The 21,961-nt window shown below is 36.4% G+C and carries 7 protein-coding genes; 1 reads left to right on the top strand and 6 read right to left on the bottom strand.

What is annotated here, in order from left to right:
* Positions 1–26: 26 nt before the first annotated feature.
* Positions 27–13,133 carry a LamG-like jellyroll fold domain-containing protein gene (locus tag ACEN2K_RS14110; RefSeq protein WP_441759978.1) on the top strand — a complete coding sequence of 4,369 codons (13,107 nt, stop codon included), beginning with the start codon at positions 27–29 and terminating at the stop codon, positions 13,131–13,133.
* 351 nt (positions 13,134–13,484) lie between these two features.
* Here ACEN2K_RS14110 and ACEN2K_RS14105 read toward each other — a convergent pair whose 3' ends face one another.
* The 6 genes from ACEN2K_RS14105 to ACEN2K_RS14080 all read right to left on the bottom strand — a co-directional run bounded on the left by ACEN2K_RS14105 (position 13,485) and on the right by ACEN2K_RS14080 (position 21,955).
* Entirely contained in the window at positions 13,485–14,747 is a 1,263-nt protein-coding gene (locus ACEN2K_RS14105; protein ID WP_441759977.1) for a DUF819 family protein, read from the bottom strand.
* Between the two features lie 90 nt (positions 14,748–14,837).
* Positions 14,838–16,373, bottom strand: a complete 1,536-nt coding sequence (locus tag ACEN2K_RS14100) for a glutamate racemase (RefSeq protein WP_441759976.1) — start codon at positions 16,371–16,373, stop codon at positions 14,838–14,840.
* Between the two features lie 6 nt (positions 16,374–16,379).
* Positions 16,380–17,936, bottom strand: a complete 1,557-nt coding sequence (locus ACEN2K_RS14095) for an N-acyl-D-amino-acid deacylase family protein (protein WP_441759975.1) — start codon at positions 17,934–17,936, stop codon at positions 16,380–16,382.
* 214 nt (positions 17,937–18,150) lie between these two features.
* On the bottom strand, positions 18,151–19,509 hold the full coding sequence (locus ACEN2K_RS14090) for a serine hydrolase domain-containing protein (protein WP_441759974.1): 1,359 nt from the start codon (positions 19,507–19,509) through the stop codon (positions 18,151–18,153).
* Positions 19,502–20,542: a dipeptide epimerase gene (locus ACEN2K_RS14085; RefSeq protein ID WP_441759973.1), complete on the bottom strand. Its 1,041-nt coding sequence runs from the start codon at positions 20,540–20,542 to the stop codon at positions 19,502–19,504. Before ACEN2K_RS14085 ends, ACEN2K_RS14090 begins: the two co-directional genes overlap by 8 nt.
* Positions 20,543–21,955: a RagB/SusD family nutrient uptake outer membrane protein gene (locus ACEN2K_RS14080; protein WP_441759972.1), complete on the bottom strand. Its 1,413-nt coding sequence runs from the start codon at positions 21,953–21,955 to the stop codon at positions 20,543–20,545.
* Positions 21,956–21,961: the final 6 nt, after the last annotated feature.

Genomic DNA, 21,961 nt, shown 5'->3' with positions numbered 1-21,961 from the left:
TTTATAATTCCCAAATCTTAAAAATATTGAAAACAAAATTACTCTACCTATTTGTAGTTTTTTTTATACATTCTTTTATTCAAGCGCAAATTATTCCTGCGCAAAACACTGTATGTAAAAATGATGCTGTGACTTACAGTGTTTCCAATACTTATACTTCTTACAAGTGGACGATCACAGGGGGAACACCTTCATCTAGCACTAATAGTAGCGTAAATGTTGTGTGGGGAAATGGCAACCGTGGTTCTATTTCTTTCGAAGGATTCAATGGTTCTGTTTCTCAGGGCGTTATAACTAAGACAATTTACATTGCGCAGCAATCTCTTGTCACTGCACCTGTTAATAAAAGTGTTTATAAAGGTAAATCTACAGATATATCACTTGATTTTGCAAATAAATCTTTATTGCTAAATGGTAGTACAGATTATGTCAAGATCTCAAATTCTAATTTAATCAATTTAGGAGTTACTGATTTCAGAACTGTTAGTTTATGGTTTAAGGCTAATGAAGTAAATACTCGTCAAGTTTTATATAACGAAGGAGGAGGAACTAATGGGTTTTCGATGTATATTGAAAATGGGCGCGTCTATGTTTTAGCGTGGGAAGGAAATGATGCATGGCAAGCTCCTAGTCAAATAATAAATACTGGTAAGTGGTACAACATTGTTTTTGTATTTGATAAAAATGCAACGGATGGATATCACTTTAAGGGGTATTTAGATGGGGTTAATATTGGCTCTTTTAATGAAGGAGCCAAAGCTAATGATGGCGTATCTGCTCACTCGGGTGCAGTTGAAATAGGAGCTAATATTGGATCAATTAGATTTGGAGATAATTCTACTAGCGCTAATAATTATTTTAATGGCTATATAGATGAATTTAAACTGTGGAATCGTGCGTTAACAAATCAAGAAATTATCGGAGAGAAAGATCACTGGTTGCAGAGTCCAATTATCGATGCAGAGCTGGATGTTTACATAAATTTCGATAATACAGTTGCTGATTTGTCAGATAGTCCTTCTGCTGAAAGTGGATCTCTTAATGGATCACCCCAATATGATAGTGATGCACCTCTTCTCCCATCTATTTTGTGGAGTCCTGGCGGAGCCACAACAAGGACCATTACGGTTAGTCCAAGTAATAGTACCACGTATAATTATAATTTAAAAGAGAAGTTGTCCAGTAACTGTTCTCAAAATGGATCTGTAAATGTGACAGTAGTCACGCTACCAGATACTGACGGAGACGGTATTTATGATTTATTCGATTTAGACAATGACAATGACGGTATAAGTGATGCCATGGAAAATAATTGTAACCCAATAACGGGTTATGATGCCTATTGGCCACTGGATAATTCAACAAATGATGTATCGGGTAACAATCACAATGTAGTATCAGGAAGTATTAATTATGATTCTGGAGCCAAAAAAGGTTCTAATGCTGCATCTTTTAATGGGGTCTCCACTTATTTGCAATATAGTGATGGAACTTTTTTAAATCAAGCAGTCAGCTATTTTACCTATTCGTTTTGGATTAAACCCTCCTCTCTATCTGGGATACAAACCTTATTAGATGAAGGAGGCGGAACCTACGGACTTGCTATTAGGTTAAATGGTAATGTATTAGAAAATTCAATTCGTAGTGGTGGAGCTAGTTCACAAGTGTCAACCTCTAACTTTGTTTTTCCAGATGATAACTCGTGGCATCATGTAGCTATGACTTATAACAATGGGGATTTGATTATGTATCTGGACGGCAAAGCATCAGGTACCTTAATTACTGGATTTGGTCAGCTTGCTAAACATACTAGTAATCATAGTTTCGGTAGAAGTGATGGTGACTCATTTGGAGTTTCAGACAATTATTATAGCGGTTTGATGGATGAAATCGTTTATTATGCTTCTGCTTTGTCTTCTGCGGATATTACAAAATTATACATTGACTTCTGTGACAATGATGGTGACGGTATAGAGAATAAATTTGATAAAGATAGTGACGGAGATAATTGTTTTGATGCGAATGAAGCCTATGGCGCTACTGTTGACAGCAATGGTGATGGTACATACGGTGGCGTCGTAGGTGCTGGTCAAGTGGATGGCAATGGAAAAGTCTTAGCTGCAGCCTATACTTCACCAATAAAAACAGCTGGAGGGAAAAGTAAATTTCAGGAAGCTGTGCTTGTTACTATTACTAAAGCTCCAGTAAGCTTGGGTCTGTGTGTAGGCCAAAATGCACTTTTTACAGCGGTGGCAGCAGCAATAGTAAAAACTACTTCGCCACCAACTACAACATTAACGGAACTTTCTTACAAATGGCAGCTGAGCACAAACAACGGGATTAGCTATTCAGATTTAGTAGGTCAGTCTGGAGTTGTCGCTAGCGGGACGCAAGTTTCATTAAATCTTACCAATGTGACCGCTGGAATGAACAATTATAAATATAAGATATTATTTAGTAACGAAGCCAATATATGTGGTGCAGAAGATTTTGCTACTTTGACAGTAAATCCTCTACCAACTGCAACTATATCTGGGAGTACAACTATTTGTGAAGGTGTTAGCACGCCGCTTACGTTAAATTTTACAGGTAAAGGGCCTTGGAACCTTTCTGCCACTATAAATGGAGATCCAGTAGTCATTAATAATTTACCATCTCCTATCACATTTAATCAAAGTCCAACTGTAACTACTGAGTATAAATTAGTAAGCGTGACAGACGCTAATGGTTGCATGCAAACTGATTTGACCAGTTCAGCAACGGTTACTGTAGTGCAAATTCCAACTGTTACAAGTGTAACCTCTAACTCCAGATGTGGGACTGGTACTGTAGTTTTAGGAGCTGTGCCTTCTTCGGGTACTATAAACTGGTATATAGCGTCAATAGGAGGTACATCTATTGCAACAGGAACTAGTTTTACTACTCCTTCAATAGCCACGACCACAAGTTACTGGGTTGATGCAACAAGTAATGGATGTACAACGGGAACAAGGACCCAAGTCACCGCAACTATTAATCCGCTGCCCAATACTCCAGGAACTATATCAGGTGCTATAATGCAATGTCCTACTTTAACTTCACAAACTTATAGTATTGCAGCTGTCCCTAATGCTACTTCTTATAATTGGGTAGTTCCTACTGGCTGGACTATTACAGCGGGGGCAGGTTCCACCGCTATAACTGTAACTACAGGCACAACTGGGCAAAATGGAAACATAACTGTTTCTGCATCAAACTCTTGTGGTACAAGTGGTTTGCAAACTTTAGCAGTTACTGTTGGACCCGCAAAACCAGCCACGCCAGGAACAATTACAGGCGCGTCTACTCAATGTCCTAATACAGTGAATCAAGTTTACAGTATTGCGGCAGTAACTAATGCTACTACTTACAACTGGAGTGTTCCTTCTGGATGGACTATAACAGCAGGTGCTGGAACTAACTCCATAACAGTAACTACGGGAAGTAGTACAACGGGAAATATAACGGTATCAGCAGTGAACAATTGTGGTGCTAGTACAGCCCAAACTCTAGCTGTAGGATTTTCACAAATCCAAGTACTAGCCACTCTAGGAACAGTAAATGCTTGTTACACTTCTTTAAATGCTGCTTTTACAGCTATAAATGCGGGAACTCATAAAGGGGCAATCACTATTAATGTCTTTGGAAACACTGTAGAATCTCTTTCGGCAGTTTTAAATGCTAGTGGGTCTGGTTCAGCTAATTATAGTACAATTTTAATTCGTCCTCAAGGAGGCCAATCAAGATTAATTTCTGGTGCAGTGACAGGGCATATGATTGATCTGAACGGAGCAGATAATGTGACTATTGATGGATTAAATAATAACGGTAATTCACTAACGATTTCTAATGTTGCTACAGGTGCTTCAAGTACAGTTAGGTTCATTAATGATGCCTCTGGAAACATGATTACCAATACCACAATTCAAGGTTCAGCATCTACAGTTGCTTATGGAGTATTGTTTTTCTCTACAGGAACACCAACTATAGGAGTAGGTAATGACAACAATACCATTTCAAACAACGTAATCACAGCTGCGGGCGCGAACCTACCCATAAATGCTATTTATTCTTCAGGAACATCAGCCGCTATTGACAATAGTGGTAATATAGTTTCGGGTAATGCTATTTCAGATTATTTTAGTCCTAGCATTGCTTCAACAGGTGTTTTTATAGCTGGTTTTAATTCATCTTGGACCATAAGTGGTAACAAACTATTTCAGTCCAGTACTAGAACTAGTACAGTGGCTGTCATTCATAGAGGAATACAAATACTTTCAACAACGGGAGTTGGCTTTGACGTTTCAAATAATAGTATAGGATTTGCAACCATTTCGTCAACAGGAACGAGTACTTATACAGGTAACATAGGACATTCTTTTAGAGCTATTGAAACGTCTGTGGGAACTTCAGTCGCATCAAGTATACAAGGGAATATTATTTCAGGTATTAATATTTCCTCATCGACAGCTATAGCTTTGCCAGGTACTTTCAGCGGTATCAGTGTGTTGGCTGGTGCGGCCAATATTGGTACGGATTCTGGAAATATTGTAGGAGCACCTATTGGTGCAACCGCCATTACTGTTACATCAGCCACTACGCTTACGAATCTTACTGGAATTTATTCTACATCAACAAGTGCGGTAAATATTCAAAATAACAGTATTGGAGGAATAAATACTGGAGCGGGCAGTGCAACTATAGGATATATTTTTCACGGGATTTACACTGCAGGTGCTGCTGGGATTTATAACGTATCTTCTAATACTATTGGTAGTACAACCACTTCAAACTCCATTTCTGTTGGGACAAATGGAATAACAACTACAGCCGTTTGTACCTTTAACGGAATTACGAATACAGCGACTGGGGCAACTATGAGTATTTCAGATAATACCATCCAAAACTGCTCCGTTTATGGTTCGGCGGCCTCTGTATTTAGTGGTATCAATACATCGGGGACTAATAGCGCAGGAATTTTTGATATTAATAATAATGGCATACGATTAGGTACTAATACAGGTACCGGAGCGATGACTATTATTGGTAGTACTTCTGCCTATGCAACTGTGAACATAAATAGTAATATAGTTAGAAGCCATAGAAGAACTTCAACAGGAACTTTTACAGGTATATCAAGTTCAGGAGCAATCAATACGGCTTTAAATATCACTGGGAATCAATTCGGGAATGCCAATGGTGGCTTGCTAACTTTTGAGGTAGCAACTGCAAGTGCTTTAGTGGGAATCAACGTTTCCGGAGCAACTAATGCTAGTTCACTAACCATAGAAGATAATGATTTTAGAGGAATTACTCATGCCACGCAAGGTTCTTCAGTACATACTTACATTTCTAATTCGGCAGCAACCAAAACTCAAGAAATTAATAACAACACTTTTACCAATCTGGATGTAAATACTACTGGAAATGTTATTTTTATATCTAATAGTGTAGTGATTCCAGTTAACGGGTCACAAACTGTGAGCGATAATAAAATTGTTACCGCTTTTAATAAAGGTGGGGCAGGAGGTACGGTTACTTTATTCACAAGTACGGCCCTAACGACTGCTGCTGGAGTAACAGTAACGCATCAAAATAATGATTTCTCGAATATTACGTTAACAGGAGCTGCAACCATCGCAGGCTGGGTGCATACCGATGCAGGTCAATCAACTAAATCATTTTCAGATAACGTTTTTAATAATTGGACCACAGGAGGTGCTGCAGTAACGGGTATGAATATCAATGGATTTGGTGGATCTTCTGAGGTTATCTCTAATAGCTTTTCTAATATTAATGGTCAGGGAGCAATTACAGGGTTAACTATAGGTAATAGTGGTGTAGCGAATTTACTGTCTATATCTAATAATTTGATTACAAACCTAGTATCATGGGGGACAGGAGGAACAGTAATAGGATTAACATCTTCAAACCCAACCGCAACAATACTTATTGATGGGAATATAATAAATTCCCTTTCATCTACAGCTACAACAGTTAATATTAGTGGGGTTACTATAACTGCTACAGGAACAAATCTAACGGCAAGCAATAACACTGTTTCAAATTTATCAGCCACAGGAACAGCTACCTTCACTGGTATCTCTGCAGCATCTACTGGAACCGTCGTGATTCAGAATAATGCTATTCATACTATTAGTACAAATGGAATTGCGGGATCAGGATATACAGTAAATGGAATCAGCACTAGTGGTGCAGCGGGAAATTTTTCGATTGTAAATAATACTATTGGTACGACTTCCGCTAATTCTATAAAAGTAGGTACAGAGGGAAGCACGACTGCTGTATGTGTTTTTAATGGAATAACAAATACAGCTACAGGTAACATCAGTGTAAATAATAATACGATACAAAATGTTTCAGTTTATGGAACGGGAGCTTCAACTTATGCGGGTGTACTTAATACAGCTGCTGCTACTTCAGTTTCTATCTCAAATAATACAATTACTTCAGCATTAAATTTAGGAAATACATCAGGAACAGTTCGAGGAATTTCGATATCTGGCGGAACTACAGTTGGCGCATCTGAAAATACCATTACTAATTTATATGGTAATTCAATTACGACAGGGTCAGTTACGGGTATTACTATTTCAGGAGGAAGTACAGTTACTACTTTTGACAATATGATTAATAATCTATTAGCAAATGCTTTAACTTCTGGTACTATTAATGGTGTTTTGATTTCAGGCGGAGCTACTACTGCAGCTTATAGAAATAAAATATACGATCTTACTTCGGCCAGTGCAGCCTTGTCAACAGGAGGTGTTTATGGTGTTTCTGTAACTGCAGGAACTGCGGTTACTTTAAGAAACAATATTGTTGGAAATTTAACAGCAACAGCAGCTAATTCAACAACGGATGTAATTAGAGGAATTAGTGTTACTTCTACAACTGCTTCTTCAAATTTAAATGTCTACTACAATACAATACATTTAAATGCGCAATCCAGTGGAACAAACTTTTCTACATCTGGTATTTATCATACAGCCAATGCAAATTCAACCACAGCTACTCTGGATTTGCGAAATAACGTTATTAATAATATTTCACAATATAAGGGTTCGGGTTTGACCGTAGCATTTAGGAGGTCTAGCTCGGCTATAGATAATTTGGCTTCTACAAGTAATAATAATTTATATTATGCTGGTGCACCATCTTCAAATAATTTAATTTACTATGATGCTGCAAATTCAGACAATCTCTTACTTAATTACCAAACTAGAGTAAACCCTAGAGAAACTGCATCAGTTTCTGAAGATTTAATAACGGATTCTAAATTTCTAAGTGTCAGTGGTGCATCTGATGACTTCCTGCATTTTGACAATACAAAGACTAGCTTAGCTGAAAGTGGAGGTGCCTCAATTGCCGCAGACGAAATAGATTTTGATCAAGACCCTCGTTTTGGTAATGCAAGTTATGCTGGTGCAGGATCAGCACCCGATATTGGTGCCGATGAATTTGAATCCACTAAAGCACAACCTATGGGTGGAAATTATACTGTGGGTATTGGCGGAGATTATGAGAGTTTAACGAGAAATGGAGGCTTATTTGCAGATATTAACAGTAGAGGATTACAAGGAAATATAATAGTCAAAGTGATTTCTGATTTGTCTGAAGACGGACTGAACCCGTTAATTCAGTGGAGAGAAATAGGAGTTAAAAATTACACAGCCACTTTGGTGCCCTCTGCTGCTATAATAAGGACTATTAGTGGTAATGTATCTAATGCAATGATTCGATTAAATGGAGCAGACCGTTTTATAGTAGATGGACGATTTTCTGGCAGCGGGAATTTCATAACCTTTAGAAATACCAATACTGTTGGAACTGTTGGATCAGCGATACGATTCATAAATGGTGCAACATATAATAATTTTAAAAATTGTACAATTGAGGCTTATGCGGATGCTACTAACGGCGTCATCTTGTTCAGTACTTCCAACATAGGTGGAGGAAATAGTTATAACAGTTTTGAAAACTGTAATATCATTGCAACTGTAGGAACTGGAACAAGTCCAGTGGCTATTTATTCTGCTGGATCCACTGGTTTTGAAAATAATGGAAATACCTTAAAGAATAATGCTATTTATAATTTCTTGCAAAGAGGAATTGATATTTCGGCGAGCGGATCTACCGCTTGGACAATTAGCGGTAACAGCATCTATAACGCAGCGGTAGTCTCGTCTGTTAATTTTGCTAATGCAACCGATTTTTATGGTATCAGAATTTCAGGAGGCTCGGGTTATACTCTAGACGGAAATTATATTGGTGGGTCTTCTGCCCAAATTGGTGGGACTAATGCTGTATATGGTTCTACTACTGGTAGAGTTGGTTTTTATGGGATTTCAATGACGACTTCCGCCCCTTTCACTAGTTCTGTAATTAAGAGTAATACTATTGCAGGAATAACAGTTAATTCTGTTCCTCTTGCAGCAAATGCCGTTACTTTTTATGGTATCGATTTACCAGCTACAGGAAGTAATATTATAGTTGGTGGCGAAACTAGCTCTGATGGGAATACAATAGGTTCTTCAAGCGGCAATGGTAGTATTTCAATTAATACTTCTACAGCTGCCTTAGCAAATACTTCCTTGGTGAGAGGGATTAATAGTTTGAGTTCAAAAGGTAACGCAGGTGTCATAAAAAACAATAAGATTGGTGGGATTGATATGATCAATTTCGGTATTACAGCAGCAGTTGCAGCACCAACAACTTTTTTAGGTATTTATGTAACGAATGCATCAGCTCCAAACATTCTTAATAATTCTGTTGGTTTAAGTCAAACAGCAAGTATTCGTCTTTTGACTTCTTCTCAGGCAGTTGCCACTAGTTTAACTGGAATAAGCATAGGGTCATTAGTTACCGCCATGATTGTGGATGGGAATACTGTGCAAAATATTTCTAAACTTAATACCACAAATACAGCAGGAACTTTTACAGGAATTAATTCTGTGGCTGCGGCAAATTCTATTCTGACAATCAATAACAATACAATCAAAAATATTTATATCGATAGTGGAACTACAGGGATTGTATCCGGTATCACTAATTCATCGTTGGCAGGAACTTCTACTGAAGCTCACATCACAAATAATACATTAGATACTTTTACTGTCAAAGCTTTTAATGTAGGAACAGGCAGTGCTTCTTATTTTATGGGGATTTTTAATTCTACTGCCATAAAGACCTTGAATATTACTAGAAACACGCTGACTAATTATAATACGCCGCAAACTGGAACCGGAAACATTAATTTTATTCGAAATACTGGAGCTGTAAGTACAACAGTTAACATTAATAATAATGCACTAGGAACTGCGTCTAATCCTTTAGTGACATTTACAGGAGCAAATACAGGAGCACATATTTTTATTTATAACTCTGGTGGTGGTGCTTCGGCCGCTTTATCGATTAGTGAAAATGATTTTAGGGGAATCAATTATACAGGAAATAACGGTACAGGAGCACATACTTATGTATTCAATTCGGCTACTACTTTAACACAAAACATCAGTAAAAACACTTTTACTAATTTGAATGTGGGCACTAGCGGAGCTATAACTTTTATTTCCAATAGTGTGGCCTTGCGCACAAATGGGATTCAAAATGTAAATGATAATAAAATTGTAACGGGATTCTTTAAAACGGTGGCAAATGGAGCGGTGACTTTTATGACAAGTATTGCTCCTACCACTCTTTTAAATGCTACTTCAACTCATTCTGGCAATAATTTTTCTAACGTTACAGTATCGGGTACATCTGCTATAAATGGATTGGTGTTAACTGATGCCGGAGCTGGTCTTGCGACTCGCGTTGTGGAGAACAATGTATTTGATTTTTGGAGTGGAGGAACTGGAGCGATTACTGGGATAAATGTTAATATCATAAGTACAAATAATGCAACGCGATTGAATAAAATTAATAATATTACAAGTACTGGTAGCATTATTGGAATTAACACAGGATTAGCAAGTACGGGTGTTGGAAATGATAATGTTTATAATAACATCATTTCTAACTTAACTTCTTCAACCACTGCAGCAAATGCTGTTACAGGAATTGCCGTGATAGCTGCAGGAAACACTAAATCTATTTATAACAATACGATTTATAATCTAACAACTGGAATAGGTGTGACTACAGGGTCAATTCGTGGTATAGCTGTTACGGGCAGTACTCTTTCAAATATTTATAGTAACACTATTTATAATTTGAACGGTAACAATATAACTACTGGTTCCATCACTGGAATTTTAGTAAGCGGAGGTACCACTCTGAGTGTCAATCAAAACACGATCTATGCTTTAGCTGCCAATGCGCTAACAACAGGTTCAGCCAATGGTATTTGGATTTCTGCAGGTACCACTGTTTCAGCTTACAGAAACAAAATTTATGACCTTTCGTCTAGCAGTTCAGGTGTAGGAACAGGAGGTGTGTATGGTATTCAAGTTTCAGGAGCAGTTGCTAATGCAGTGTATACTTTGAGAAATAATTTAGTTGGTGACCTGAGAGCCAATAACGCAAGTTCTACTACTGACGTCATTAGAGGAATAAATTTAAGGTCTACTGGAGCTTCATCTGATTTGAATGTGTACTTTAATACCATTCATTTGAACGCTTCTTCGTCCGGCGCTAATTTTGGAACTACAGGTATTTATCATACTGTAAATGCGACGCCAACTACCGCAGCTCTTGATTTAAGAAATAACATCATCCATAATTCTTCAACTGTTAATGGTACAGCTTTAACAGTTGCATTTAGAAGGTCTGGTGCATTAACTGATAACTTTAAAACTACGTCAAATAATAATTTATACTTTGGGGGTGCACCTTCTAGTAAAAATTTAATTTTTAATGACGGTACTAATTCAGATCAACTCTTAAATGATTATAAAGCTAGAATGGGCGATAAAGACCATGCCTCAGTAACCGAAGATTTAATAAGCACTGCTAAGTTTTTGAGCTTAGATGGAAGTTCGCCTCAGTTTTTGCATATTGATCCTACAAAAGCCAATCAAATAGAAAGCAAAGGAACTGCTATAAGTGGCATAACTGTCGATTTTGATGGCGACATCCGTTTTGGTAGTTCTGGATACACTGGAAATGGATTTGCTGCAGATATTGGTGCAGATGAATTTAATGGCGTTTTACCAGCTATTGTATGGGATGGTGGAGCTGGAACTTCGCTATGGAATGATGCTATGAACTGGAGTTATGATTTTGTTCCCACTGGGACAGATATCGTAGATTTATCAGGAAATGATATTATAGACATTAATACAGCAGTACAAATAAAAGAACTAACTTTAAATAACCCAGGCTTGCAACTAACGGTATTAAAAGGGTTTTCTTTATCCGTTACTGGAAACCTAAATTTGACTAATGGAACGTTGAATACCGAAACGGTTTTTCCTAGCTACTCGGGTTTATTAACTATAACTGGTGGTACTGTCGGTTACTCCGCTCTTGGTAATCAATTGATTGCTAAAGCCCCGTATTATAACTTGCTTCTTAGTGGCAGTGGTTCTAAAACTATTCCGGCCACCTTAACATCAGTGATTAATAATCTAGAACTTAATGGCGAAACTGTAGCTACCATTCCAAATAATTTTAGCGTAGGTGCTGATTTAAATTTGAATAGTAACGCTGTTTTAACTATCGATGCTGATAAGACCTTGACTATTAATGGTTCAATTAATAATTATGTTGGCACAAAGGGACTTGTGTTACGTTCAAATAGTGTAGGCACGGCATCCCTAATTCATAATTCAAACAATGTACCAGCCACGGTTCAACGCTATATTAATGGTGCCGCGGAGGATTGGCATTTTTTATCTAGCCCAGTTACAAGTCAGGTAATAGCGGGCTCCCCATGGGTTCCGGCAGGAACTTATGGAAATAAAACAGGTTATGATTTATATATTTGGGATGAACCCACTCCCTGTTGGACCTATCAACTAAATACTTCTGTGGCACCAACTTGGCCTACGATTCATCCATCGTCGAGCTTTGTTGTAGGTCGTGGCTACTTGTATTCTACACAAGCTCCTAATCCAACAAAAGAGTTTATTGGATTGTTAAACAATGGCACTGTAGCCATCCCAGTTACTAATACAGGAACGAGTCTCGATGCAGTGGTAAGAGGGTTTAATTTAATAGGAAATCCCTATCCATCTTCTATTGACTGGAAAGCTAATTCAGGTTGGTCACGTTCTAACCTCGTTCCGTCTGATGCGGGATATGATATGTGGATTTGGAATCCTGCTGCCAATAATTATGGAGTATTTAATTCTAGTGGCTCTGTAGGTACAAATGGGGTTACACAATTTATACCTCCTATGCAAGGTTACTTTGTAAGAGCAGCTACAATTGGGAATATTAGTATGAACAATCAAGTACGTGTTAACAATGGCGCTAGTAACTGGCTCAAACTAAAAACGGGTAAAGCAAACAATCTTAAAGTGAGAATTGCATCTAATGATGGGTATGGTTATGATGAGGTCTTACTCCAATTTGGTTATACAAATAATCAGCCTGGAGCTCTCAAATTATATTCTCGAAAAGAGTCGGCTCCTTCGACCTACCTATTTGATTCTAAAAAGGAACTTTCTGTAAGGTATTTAACGGATACTAATGACAATGCAGCTGTTCCATTATACTTTAAAGCCGGAAAAAATGGGACTTATACTGTGAATATCGGAAATGAAAGCACCTCTTTTGCAACCCTTTTGTTAGAAGACAAACAAACAAAGACGGTGACTAACCTGAATGAAAATCCGAATTATAACTTTAAGGCTACGACAAAAGATGCTACCGACCGTTTTATTCTCCATTTTTCGCCAGTAATTGAAGAATCGAAGGAGCTTCCTGCAAGGATTTACTATGATGGTTCTGCAATAAATGTAGATTTGAAAACCATTGAAGGTCAAACTAGCATCCGAATCTTTGATATTATGGGTAAATTAATTGTAAATAAGGAAGTGGATGGAAAAATGATTCATCAATTTACAATGGCAACAAAAAATGAGATTTATATTGTAGTTGCTACTAATAATGGCAAAACTGTAAGTCGTAAAGTTTTAGTTTATTAAAAGGACTGTCTAACATTGGTTTACTTATATGATTTCCTTTACTAAAAAACTTACATGTTAAATTAGTATCCCTGTCCAGAAGACAGGTACAGTATTTTAATAGAATGAATTCATTAAAAAGTTTACAATCTGTCTTAAAAAGAGGGAGCAATTGATCGAAAAATATCTGTTTTTTAAAAGCATACTACATACAAACATTTATTGGCGTAAAGTAATTAGAGGACTAATTGTAATTATCTTTGAGGGAGTAAATGTAAAGCTTAGTTTCACCTTAGATTCTACCTTCTGGGGAAGGCCTACCAAAATGAAAATTATAATAGCAGATACTATCTATATTTTATTTTTAAACGGTTAATTAAGTATTATTAAGGATACTTGATGTAATAACAAACCACTAATGTAAGCTCCATAAGTTCCCGCTGCATAGCCCAAAACAGCCAGCAGGACCCCGACAGGGGCTAAAAATGGACTGAATGCTGCTGCAACGATTGGTGCTGATGCAGCCCCACCAATATTAGCCTGACTACCTACCGCAACATAAAAGAAAGGCGCTTTGATAATTTTGGCTACGATGATCATTACGATTATATGTGTAGTGATCCAAATGATACCTACCAAAAATAATAATGGATTGTCAAATATGGCACCTAAGTTCATGTGTGTTCCAATAGTTGCTACTAAGATGTATAAAAAGACGGTACCTACTTTTGAAGCACCGTAGCTTTCCATTTTTCGCACTTTTGTGAAGGATAATACAACACCTAATGTTGTTGTTATTATTACTAACCAAAAGAATTCGTTTGTAAAAGAGTATTTTTCTAATTCGGGATAATTCGCTTTAAAAAAAGGGGCTAAAATATCAGCTAAAAAGTGCCCGATTCCAGTAATTCCAAACGCGACCATTAAAATAATCATCAAATTATTAGTAGTAAGCGGCTGCCTTTTTCCCGCTTGTTCTTCTTCTAGCTTGTTCTCTAGTTCAGTTATTAGAGTGTTATCTGCCTTTAACCATTTGTCAATTTTATCTGTTTTTTGAGCTCCATACAGTAAGAAGCCCATCCATAGGTTAGCCACTAATACATCAACAGCTATCATTTGAGCAAACATGCTTTTACTGGCCCCAAAGACTTCTAACATAGCCGTTTGATTTGCTCCGCCACCAATCCAACTTCCTGCGATTGTTGATAAACCTTTCCAAACCTCTTCTCCATTTGATAATGCAACTTCAGGGAAAAAACTACCTACGATATATAATGCTAATGGTCCGCCAATAATTATTCCTACCGTTCCTGCTAAAAACATGATTACGGCTTTGCTTCCTAATCTTTTTAAGGCAACAAAATTGATGCTCAATGTGAGCAACACTAAACTTGCTGGTAGTAAATAACGCGAGGCGATGGTGTATAAACTAGAAGTTTCGCCAGATATAATATTAAAAGTATTGAAAAGTGCGGGAATAAAATAGCACAATAATACGGAAGGGACGACACTGTAGAATTTCTTAAAGAAAGCTTTCTCACTAGAAGAAGTGATGAAAATTAAACCTAGTATTGTAATTAGTATTCCTAATACAACAGCATCGTTTGTTATTAAAGCAGTTGGTTGGTTAGTCATGGTTAGTTTTAAATTATAATTAATGGAAAGATAAAAAAGTACTTATAATTATCTAGGAAATCATCTACTGATTTTTAATTAGAGCCTTTTTTATATTTTATCTTTCTTATTTAAAAAGCTCAGTTTGTCATTTGTTCGATTAAAATTCCGCATTAAATCATATACAGAGGGTATTTGCTGTTGGAAACGTGTAAGAATATCATCAGAAATATTTGCTCTGCTAAAGGGCACTATTTTTACATACTCTTGAATTTCTCCTGCGGTTCTTCCGTATTTGTATTCATACGGGAAACGTCCTTCGGAATCCATTTTAGTGTTGACATTGTCTTTATTGGCTACACTGATATAAAACTCACTATCCTTCATATTTCCATTCGGGTTAAATAATAATTTTTGATTTAGGTAGTCATATAGTTCTTTGGCTGTGTTTACTGCTGGATCAACTAATTTAATATTTTCAGCCATGAAATTTCGGTACAAATAAGCTCCGTCTTTTGCTTTGTAATTATACAATTCCTGCAACACCGTATTTATTTCATCAATTAAATAGGGATAATGTGTACAACCAAGTATAATTGATTTTAATTGATTTGTGGTTTTTGATTTTCGGATGTTTTCTAAAAGTGTGACCAGATGAAAGCGAACATAATTTTCAGAATCATTAATTTGTAAAATGGAACAGTCGTCGGCAATTTTAGTATCACAAAGCATTTTACTATTATCAAAATCGAAATTGTAAATATCGAATAGGGTTTTGTCAATTTTCAGGTCACCATTTAAACTTGGTCCTTTATAATCTTCTCTTGGATTTTTTAGATTTTTATTGAAATAATTTGCATCTTCATCTACTGCCTCAGCGATACCAACTCCTCCTTGAGAAAAGACTTCGATATTTCCAGTAAATCCTAATTCATCTTTAAATTTTAAGATGGTGTTTTGATATCCCTTTGAAGATACGGTACCAGCAGTAGCTAAAACACCTATAATAGCGTTTTCATCTTTTTTCATCGTTTCCAGCACGCCTCGAACACCAGCATCAATTACACCAATCACTTTTATACCTGAATTTGCTTTTTTTATGAATTCTTCGATATGCTCTTTGCCATAAGCTGTTGCTGTATTGCAAGCAATCACGATAACTTTTACTGGCTTTTTATCTGTATTTACAGATCTGTCATTAAAATCAGAATAATAATTCTTACTCATCAAAAACTGAGTATCCTTGATAATGTGTTCTTTTAGTAAATCTTCTTTATGTACTGCAGCATAATTCCCATACGGCATGTTAGCCTGATCTGCTAAATAAATAAAACTCTCCTTATTAAAATCTAATACACCATCTGCACCTGATTGATGTGAGTTGTTTTGATATTGGTCGTAATCTACAATCGCTTTTAAAACGGTTAAACCGCCAGTGCCTGAGTCAAAAACACCTATCGGAAGGCTGGTGTCGCTATAAGGATAGTTAGCAAAATCAATATGATAAAAACTTTCTTTGTTATCAATAATAGTATTGACAATGTCAGTTTTATCTGTTTTATGATTTGTAGTTTCCTGTAATTTCGGATTATGTCCACAGCTCGCGACTAGTATAAGCGCAAGTGTAGAAAGAATTATATTTTTCATAATTGCTTATTTTTTTAAAACTTTTCCGTTTAAGAGTTGGGTTACTTCTCCTTTTTCGACTGCTATTTTTCCATTTATGATACTGTATTCTAAACCTTCTGCTAGTTGAAAAGCATCCGAATAATCAGCTTTATCTATAAAAGTGTCTGGATTGAAAATGATGACATCGGCGAAATAGCCTTCTTTTAAGGCACCTCTATTTGGGATTTTTAGAATATCAGCTGTTTTGGAAGTACTTCCATTTATAAATTGAGCAATTCCAATTACCTTTTGATCTTTTACGTAAGTATTGTATTTTTTTGGAAATGTTCCATATTTTCTTGGATGTCCTGATCCTCCATCTGAACCTGTAACCACCCAGTCTTGCTTCATAAAAGTCGCAATGTCTTTAGAATTCATATTAAATGACGCTACTTTTGGCGAAGACTTTTTGAGTATTTCAAAAACAGCTTCTTCTGGAGAGACAGCAAATATTTTAGAAATTTCTAATAGATTTTTTCCAACAATTGTAGTGTCTATAGAAGCGACAATTAATAATTTATCTGGTCCACCTCTACGGCTAATATTCGTTTTTGTTTCGTCTAGAATGCGTTGTTTAAATAAGGGATTAGCATAGCGAATAAACACAGAGTCTATACCGCCGCTTTCAACCCATCGTGGTACTGCTACCGCTTTTAAACTAGTTGCTGATGCGTCGTAAGGATATTGATTTGCTGTAACTTCAATGCCTTGCTTTCGAGCAGTATTAATGATATTGACAATAGAATCGCTTTGATACCAGGCATCAAGTCCTAGGCATTTAATATGTGATATGTGAATAGGTAATTTTGCTTGTCGACCCACTTCTATAGCTTCTTCAACAGATGGGATTAATCCAATTGAATAGGAACTTTCATCTCTTAAATGAGTGTCGTAAATCCCATTATTCGCCGCAGTAGTTTTTGCTAGAGAAATAACTTCCGCTGTGGTTGCGTAACTTCCAGGGGAATAAAAAAGTCCAGTAGATAAACCAAAAGCACCCGAGTCTATTTCTTGTTGAACAAGTGCTTGCATTTTTATAATTTCTTCTGGGGTCGCCTCTCTATCGCTATTGCCAATAACTTGAGAGCGAATCGTACCATGTCCCACTAATAGAACAGCATTTGTACCAATGCCATTTTGCTGATATAATTTGTTGTATTTGGAAACGGGATAAAAACTAGAACCGTCATTACCTACAACCACAGTGGTAACTCCTTGCAGTAAAAATGGTTTGTTTTGGGAGGTTCCGGGATCATTTAAATCTTTATCAGCATGTGTATGCGGATCGATAAAACCAGGGCAAACGATTAGTCCTTTGGCATCAATAATTTTTGAAGCGGTTATCAAAGCTTTATTTTTATCACCTACAAAAACAATTTGAACTCCTTTTATTGCAATAGATACATCAGTAGGAATAGTATCAATTCCGTTATAAACAGTGCCGTTTTGAATAAGAATATCTACATTCATTTCTCTTTTTAGCGGTTGACAACCCATAAAAAGCAAGGTTGAAGCTATAAATATCAGTTTTGTTTTTTTCATGGAATTCAATTTTTATTTATTGAAGAGCTATTGTTTAGTCGAATTTCGTTGCTGTCTAGTTTTGTGTCTTGAGCATAAAAAGCTATTCAGCAGTAGAGATAATGGCTATATGCACTGTGCCATTTCTTTATGCTGGTCTCTTTAAATTAGAAACTTTGGAAAGTAAATTCGAGAACTATATTTGAGGAGCTAACCGCAAATTTTAAAATATGGATTAAGATTTGTTAGCTGTTTGAATGATAGAAATTAGAGAGTTTAGCAGTTCAATTTTATCTGAGGCACCAACCTTTGCATAATCTTTTTGAAGTGCTTTTAAATTGGCAACATCCCAATCAATATCCGTATTGTCTTTATACCATTGGGGAATCATGTTCAAAGTTAGATTACATGCAGAATTTTTAAAGAATTCAGACGCTTTAACTTTTGGTAATACTAGAGGTTCACCATTCAAAAATCCGTTGACTGCAGCTGTGATTTCTTTTAAATAGGCCGAATTGTGGGTGTTGTTCAAAATGATAACCAAATCTTTTGTTACTAATGATCGACGAATGTAAGTCAAGTTTCCAGCCCAACTTCCGGTATGATATACCGTTTTTCCTTTTATACTATCGTTGATAATATGCCATCCGTAACCGTAATCAGAAGAATCTTTTGTAGGTGGATGTACGCTAAATGCCAATTCCTTAGAAGCAGTATTAAAAATAGAGTCGTCATAAAGGAATTCATCCCATTTAATCAAGTCTTCGATACTCGATGAAAGACGTCCTGATCCTAATCGACCACTTAAGAAACGGTAATACCCATTGTTAGCTAAAGTTTCTGGAATTACATTTTTGCATTCGGTTAAACTGAACATATAACCTGGAGCGTAATTTTTTTTGTCCCAAATGCTGTCTCTTCCAAGGAAAAAGCTGCTATTCATTTGCATCGGTTTAAAAACTTTTTTGGCTAAATAGTGTTCTAAAGTAGTTCCGCTAGCAGCATTTACAATTTCGGCTAACATGATGTATCCCGTGTTTGAATAATTGTATTTCTCGCCTGCAACAGTTAAAAGTGCTGGCTTTTGAGTTTTTAAATAATGTAAAATATCTTTGTTGTAGGCAATTGTAGTAGGGTCCCATTTTTCTCTAAAATATGGCTCATAATCTGGTAGTCCAGAAGTATGTGATAGCAATTGGGAAATGGTTATATCCTTATAGGGGAAATCCTGTCCCAAATAGATTGTCGCAAGATCAGTCACTTTTAGCTTGTTTTCTTGTTGTAGCAAAAGTATTGCTGCAGCGGTAAACTGTTTAGAAACGGAAGCAATTTCTTGTGAGCTAGTAGTTAAAAAAGGAGTTTGTTTCTTTAAATTGGCAATACCGTATGCTTTTTTAAAGATTAGTTTGCCTTTTCGTTTTACAGCTACTGCTCCGTTAAACATTTTTGCCGCGTATAATTTTGAAAAATAACTATCCAAAGTATCATTTTGTACCTCAGTCGTCGTTTTTATGCTTGTCTTTTTTTGTGCTGTACAGCTAGTAAGAGAAAGGGATAAAAATAAAATGATCGCCGTTTGATATATTTTATACATAAGTTTCAATTTTGTCCCAGTTGGGATCAATTAATCCAATTCCGTTAGTGTCATTAAGATGAATGCAACCGTTTATTAGTTGATGTCCTTGGTAGGGATCATTAGTTACCCCTAAATTACCATCTAAATCAATCCAATCTGCCATGGCTCCTAAATGCGCAGCCGCAGCAATAGCACAAGAAGTTTCAGACATGCAACCCAGCATTATTTTAAGATTCAGTGATTGGGCTAAATTAGCCATAGCAAAAGCTTCATGCAATCCAGTAGACTTCATCAATTTGATGTTGATTCCGTGGTAAAAATTACTTGCTGTTTTCACATCCTCTAAACGCTGTATTCCTTCATCACCTATCAAAGGTAAAGTACTTCGAGATACTAGCCATTCCATGTCGGCAAAGGATTTCTTAGGCATAGGTTGTTCGATAAAAACAACATTTTCTTCCTTTAACCAGGCAATTTTATCTAGTGCTTCTTCTTTGTTGGTCCAACCTTGATTGGCATCTATAAATAAGGGTTTGTCAGAGACATTTCGAACTGCTTTTATGATTTCAGCATCGTTATCGCCACCAAGTTTAATTTTTAGATAATGAAAATCAGCAGCCTCTTCAACTCTCTTTTCGATAATTTGAGCACTATCTATACCAATAGTTTTACTGGTTTTAAGTTCTTTTTTTTCTAAATTGAAATATTGATACAAAGGCATCTTCATCATTTTTCCTAAAAGATCATGTAGCGCAATATCAATTGCAGCTTTTGCAGCAGTATTTCCTGGAGCATGCTTGTCCAAGTACTTGATTATTGTTGCAAATTCTAAGGGAGAGCTGAATTTAGAAAGATCAAGCGATTTTACAAAAGCTTGAGCCGTTTCCATTGTTTCCCCGTATAAGGGAGGCATTGAAGCCTCCCCATATCCTACAAAACTTTCGTATATTAGTTTTACTAAAAGAACAGGAGTGTTAGTACGTGCTCCCCCTGCAATTCTAAATACATGTTTTTTATTCAATAAATACGGTTTAATTTCTATAGAAATCATTTAGTATCCGGTGTTTTGAGGTTTGATATTCGGATTTGAATTTAATTCCTTCAAAGGTATCGGCAGGATAAATTTATCACTAGGATAGCTTACCGTCATGCTTTTATCAGACTGAATAATTTTCACATCTTTTTTATTTCTGTTTAAATCAAATAAACGATGTCCTTCAAAAGCAAGTTCCTTTCTTCTTTCCTCAAGAATTCGGTTTAATAAAGCAGTACCTGTTTCTGTTGCATTAGCAGCAGCTGGGTTTGCTCTTTTTATAATGACATTCAAATCATTTTGAGCTAAGGTGTTTTGATTGTCTTTGGCGTAAGCTTCAGCTCTAATTAAATACTGCTCTGCTAAACGCAAGATTTTAATATTGTCATCGCTCAATGTTCCTTTTGGGAATTTATTTACAAAAAGTGCCACTTTCTCTGCACTAGGTTTTGCTCCAGTTGTGATAGCAGTTCTTCTTGCATCTTGAGCATCATAAAGACCGTAAAGCTCAGTAGGTACTAAAGCATCTGCGTATCCTGTAACGTTAAAGAAGTGACCTAAACTATTACTTCCTTCATTATCTGCAATTGTATTTACAACTTCAAATAAGGTTTCGTTATTTAGTTCTGTACTCCATAGCGTAGCATAATCTTTATTAGCAATTAAACTATAACCTCCTGTTGCAATAACTTCAGAGCTGTATTTAATAGCATTGATTTTATCATCTTGGTACAATGCCACTCTTGCTAGTAAGCCTTTTGCCGCTCCAATAGAAAAGCTTCCTTTTCCTTTTTGAGTTTGCATTAAGCCTAAAGCAGTCGTTAGATCATTGGTAATTTGAGTATACACTTCTTTTACCGTATTTCTTTTTGGTGAAGTTTGTACAATATTAACTTCTGTGATTACGGGTACACCTAGATGGCTTGCATCTGCTGTGAAATTATAAGGTTGTGCAAACATTCTAACAAGGTCAAAATGTGCCAATGCTCTAAGAGCATAAGCTTCACCAATTAATTGATTGATAGTGTTTTGCTGAGCAGTGCTGCTTCCCTGTAATTTTTTCCCACCTTCGATAGCACGAGTGGCATTAACAATTACCTGATATCCTTTTTCCCATAAACCCTCAGCTTCGCCATTTCTTTCAGAAACTACAAAAGTTTCATATTCTAAATAAGGACCCGTATTTCTGGAACTCAGGTAAAGATTATCAGCCATTAATTCAGGAATGATGTACATGGTTCTACCATAATAATCATTGCTTTGCAGTTTGCTATACGTCCCATTTACTGCAGTTTGTAACGTCACAATATCCACTATGGCGCTTTCGGCAGCGACACTTTGTTCTGGATTAATGTCTAAAAAAGATTCGCTACAGGATACCGTAAGCATCACGATAGCTAAAATTGCTATATGTTTAAATTTTAATATCATTTGTTT

The sequence above is a fragment of the Flavobacterium sp. W21_SRS_FM3 genome, from assembly GCF_052113625.1.
Lineage (GTDB): Bacteria > Bacteroidota > Bacteroidia > Flavobacteriales > Flavobacteriaceae > Flavobacterium.
Note: the sequence above shows the minus strand (reverse complement) of the source record. Positions and strands in the feature narration are given on the sequence as shown.

Coding starts and splice junctions, on each gene's coding strand:
- ACEN2K_RS14105 (WP_441759977.1), bottom strand. CDS start 14,747: ATGACTAACCAACCAACTGCTTTAATAACAAACGATGCTGTTGTATTA.
- ACEN2K_RS14100 (WP_441759976.1), bottom strand. CDS start 16,373: ATGAAAAATATAATTCTTTCTACACTTGCGCTTATACTAGTCGCGAGC.
- ACEN2K_RS14095 (WP_441759975.1), bottom strand. CDS start 17,936: ATGAAAAAAACAAAACTGATATTTATAGCTTCAACCTTGCTTTTTATG.
- ACEN2K_RS14090 (WP_441759974.1), bottom strand. CDS start 19,509: ATGTATAAAATATATCAAACGGCGATCATTTTATTTTTATCCCTTTCT.
- ACEN2K_RS14085 (WP_441759973.1), bottom strand. CDS start 20,542: ATGATTTCTATAGAAATTAAACCGTATTTATTGAATAAAAAACATGTA.
- ACEN2K_RS14080 (WP_441759972.1), bottom strand. CDS start 21,955: ATGATATTAAAATTTAAACATATAGCAATTTTAGCTATCGTGATGCTT.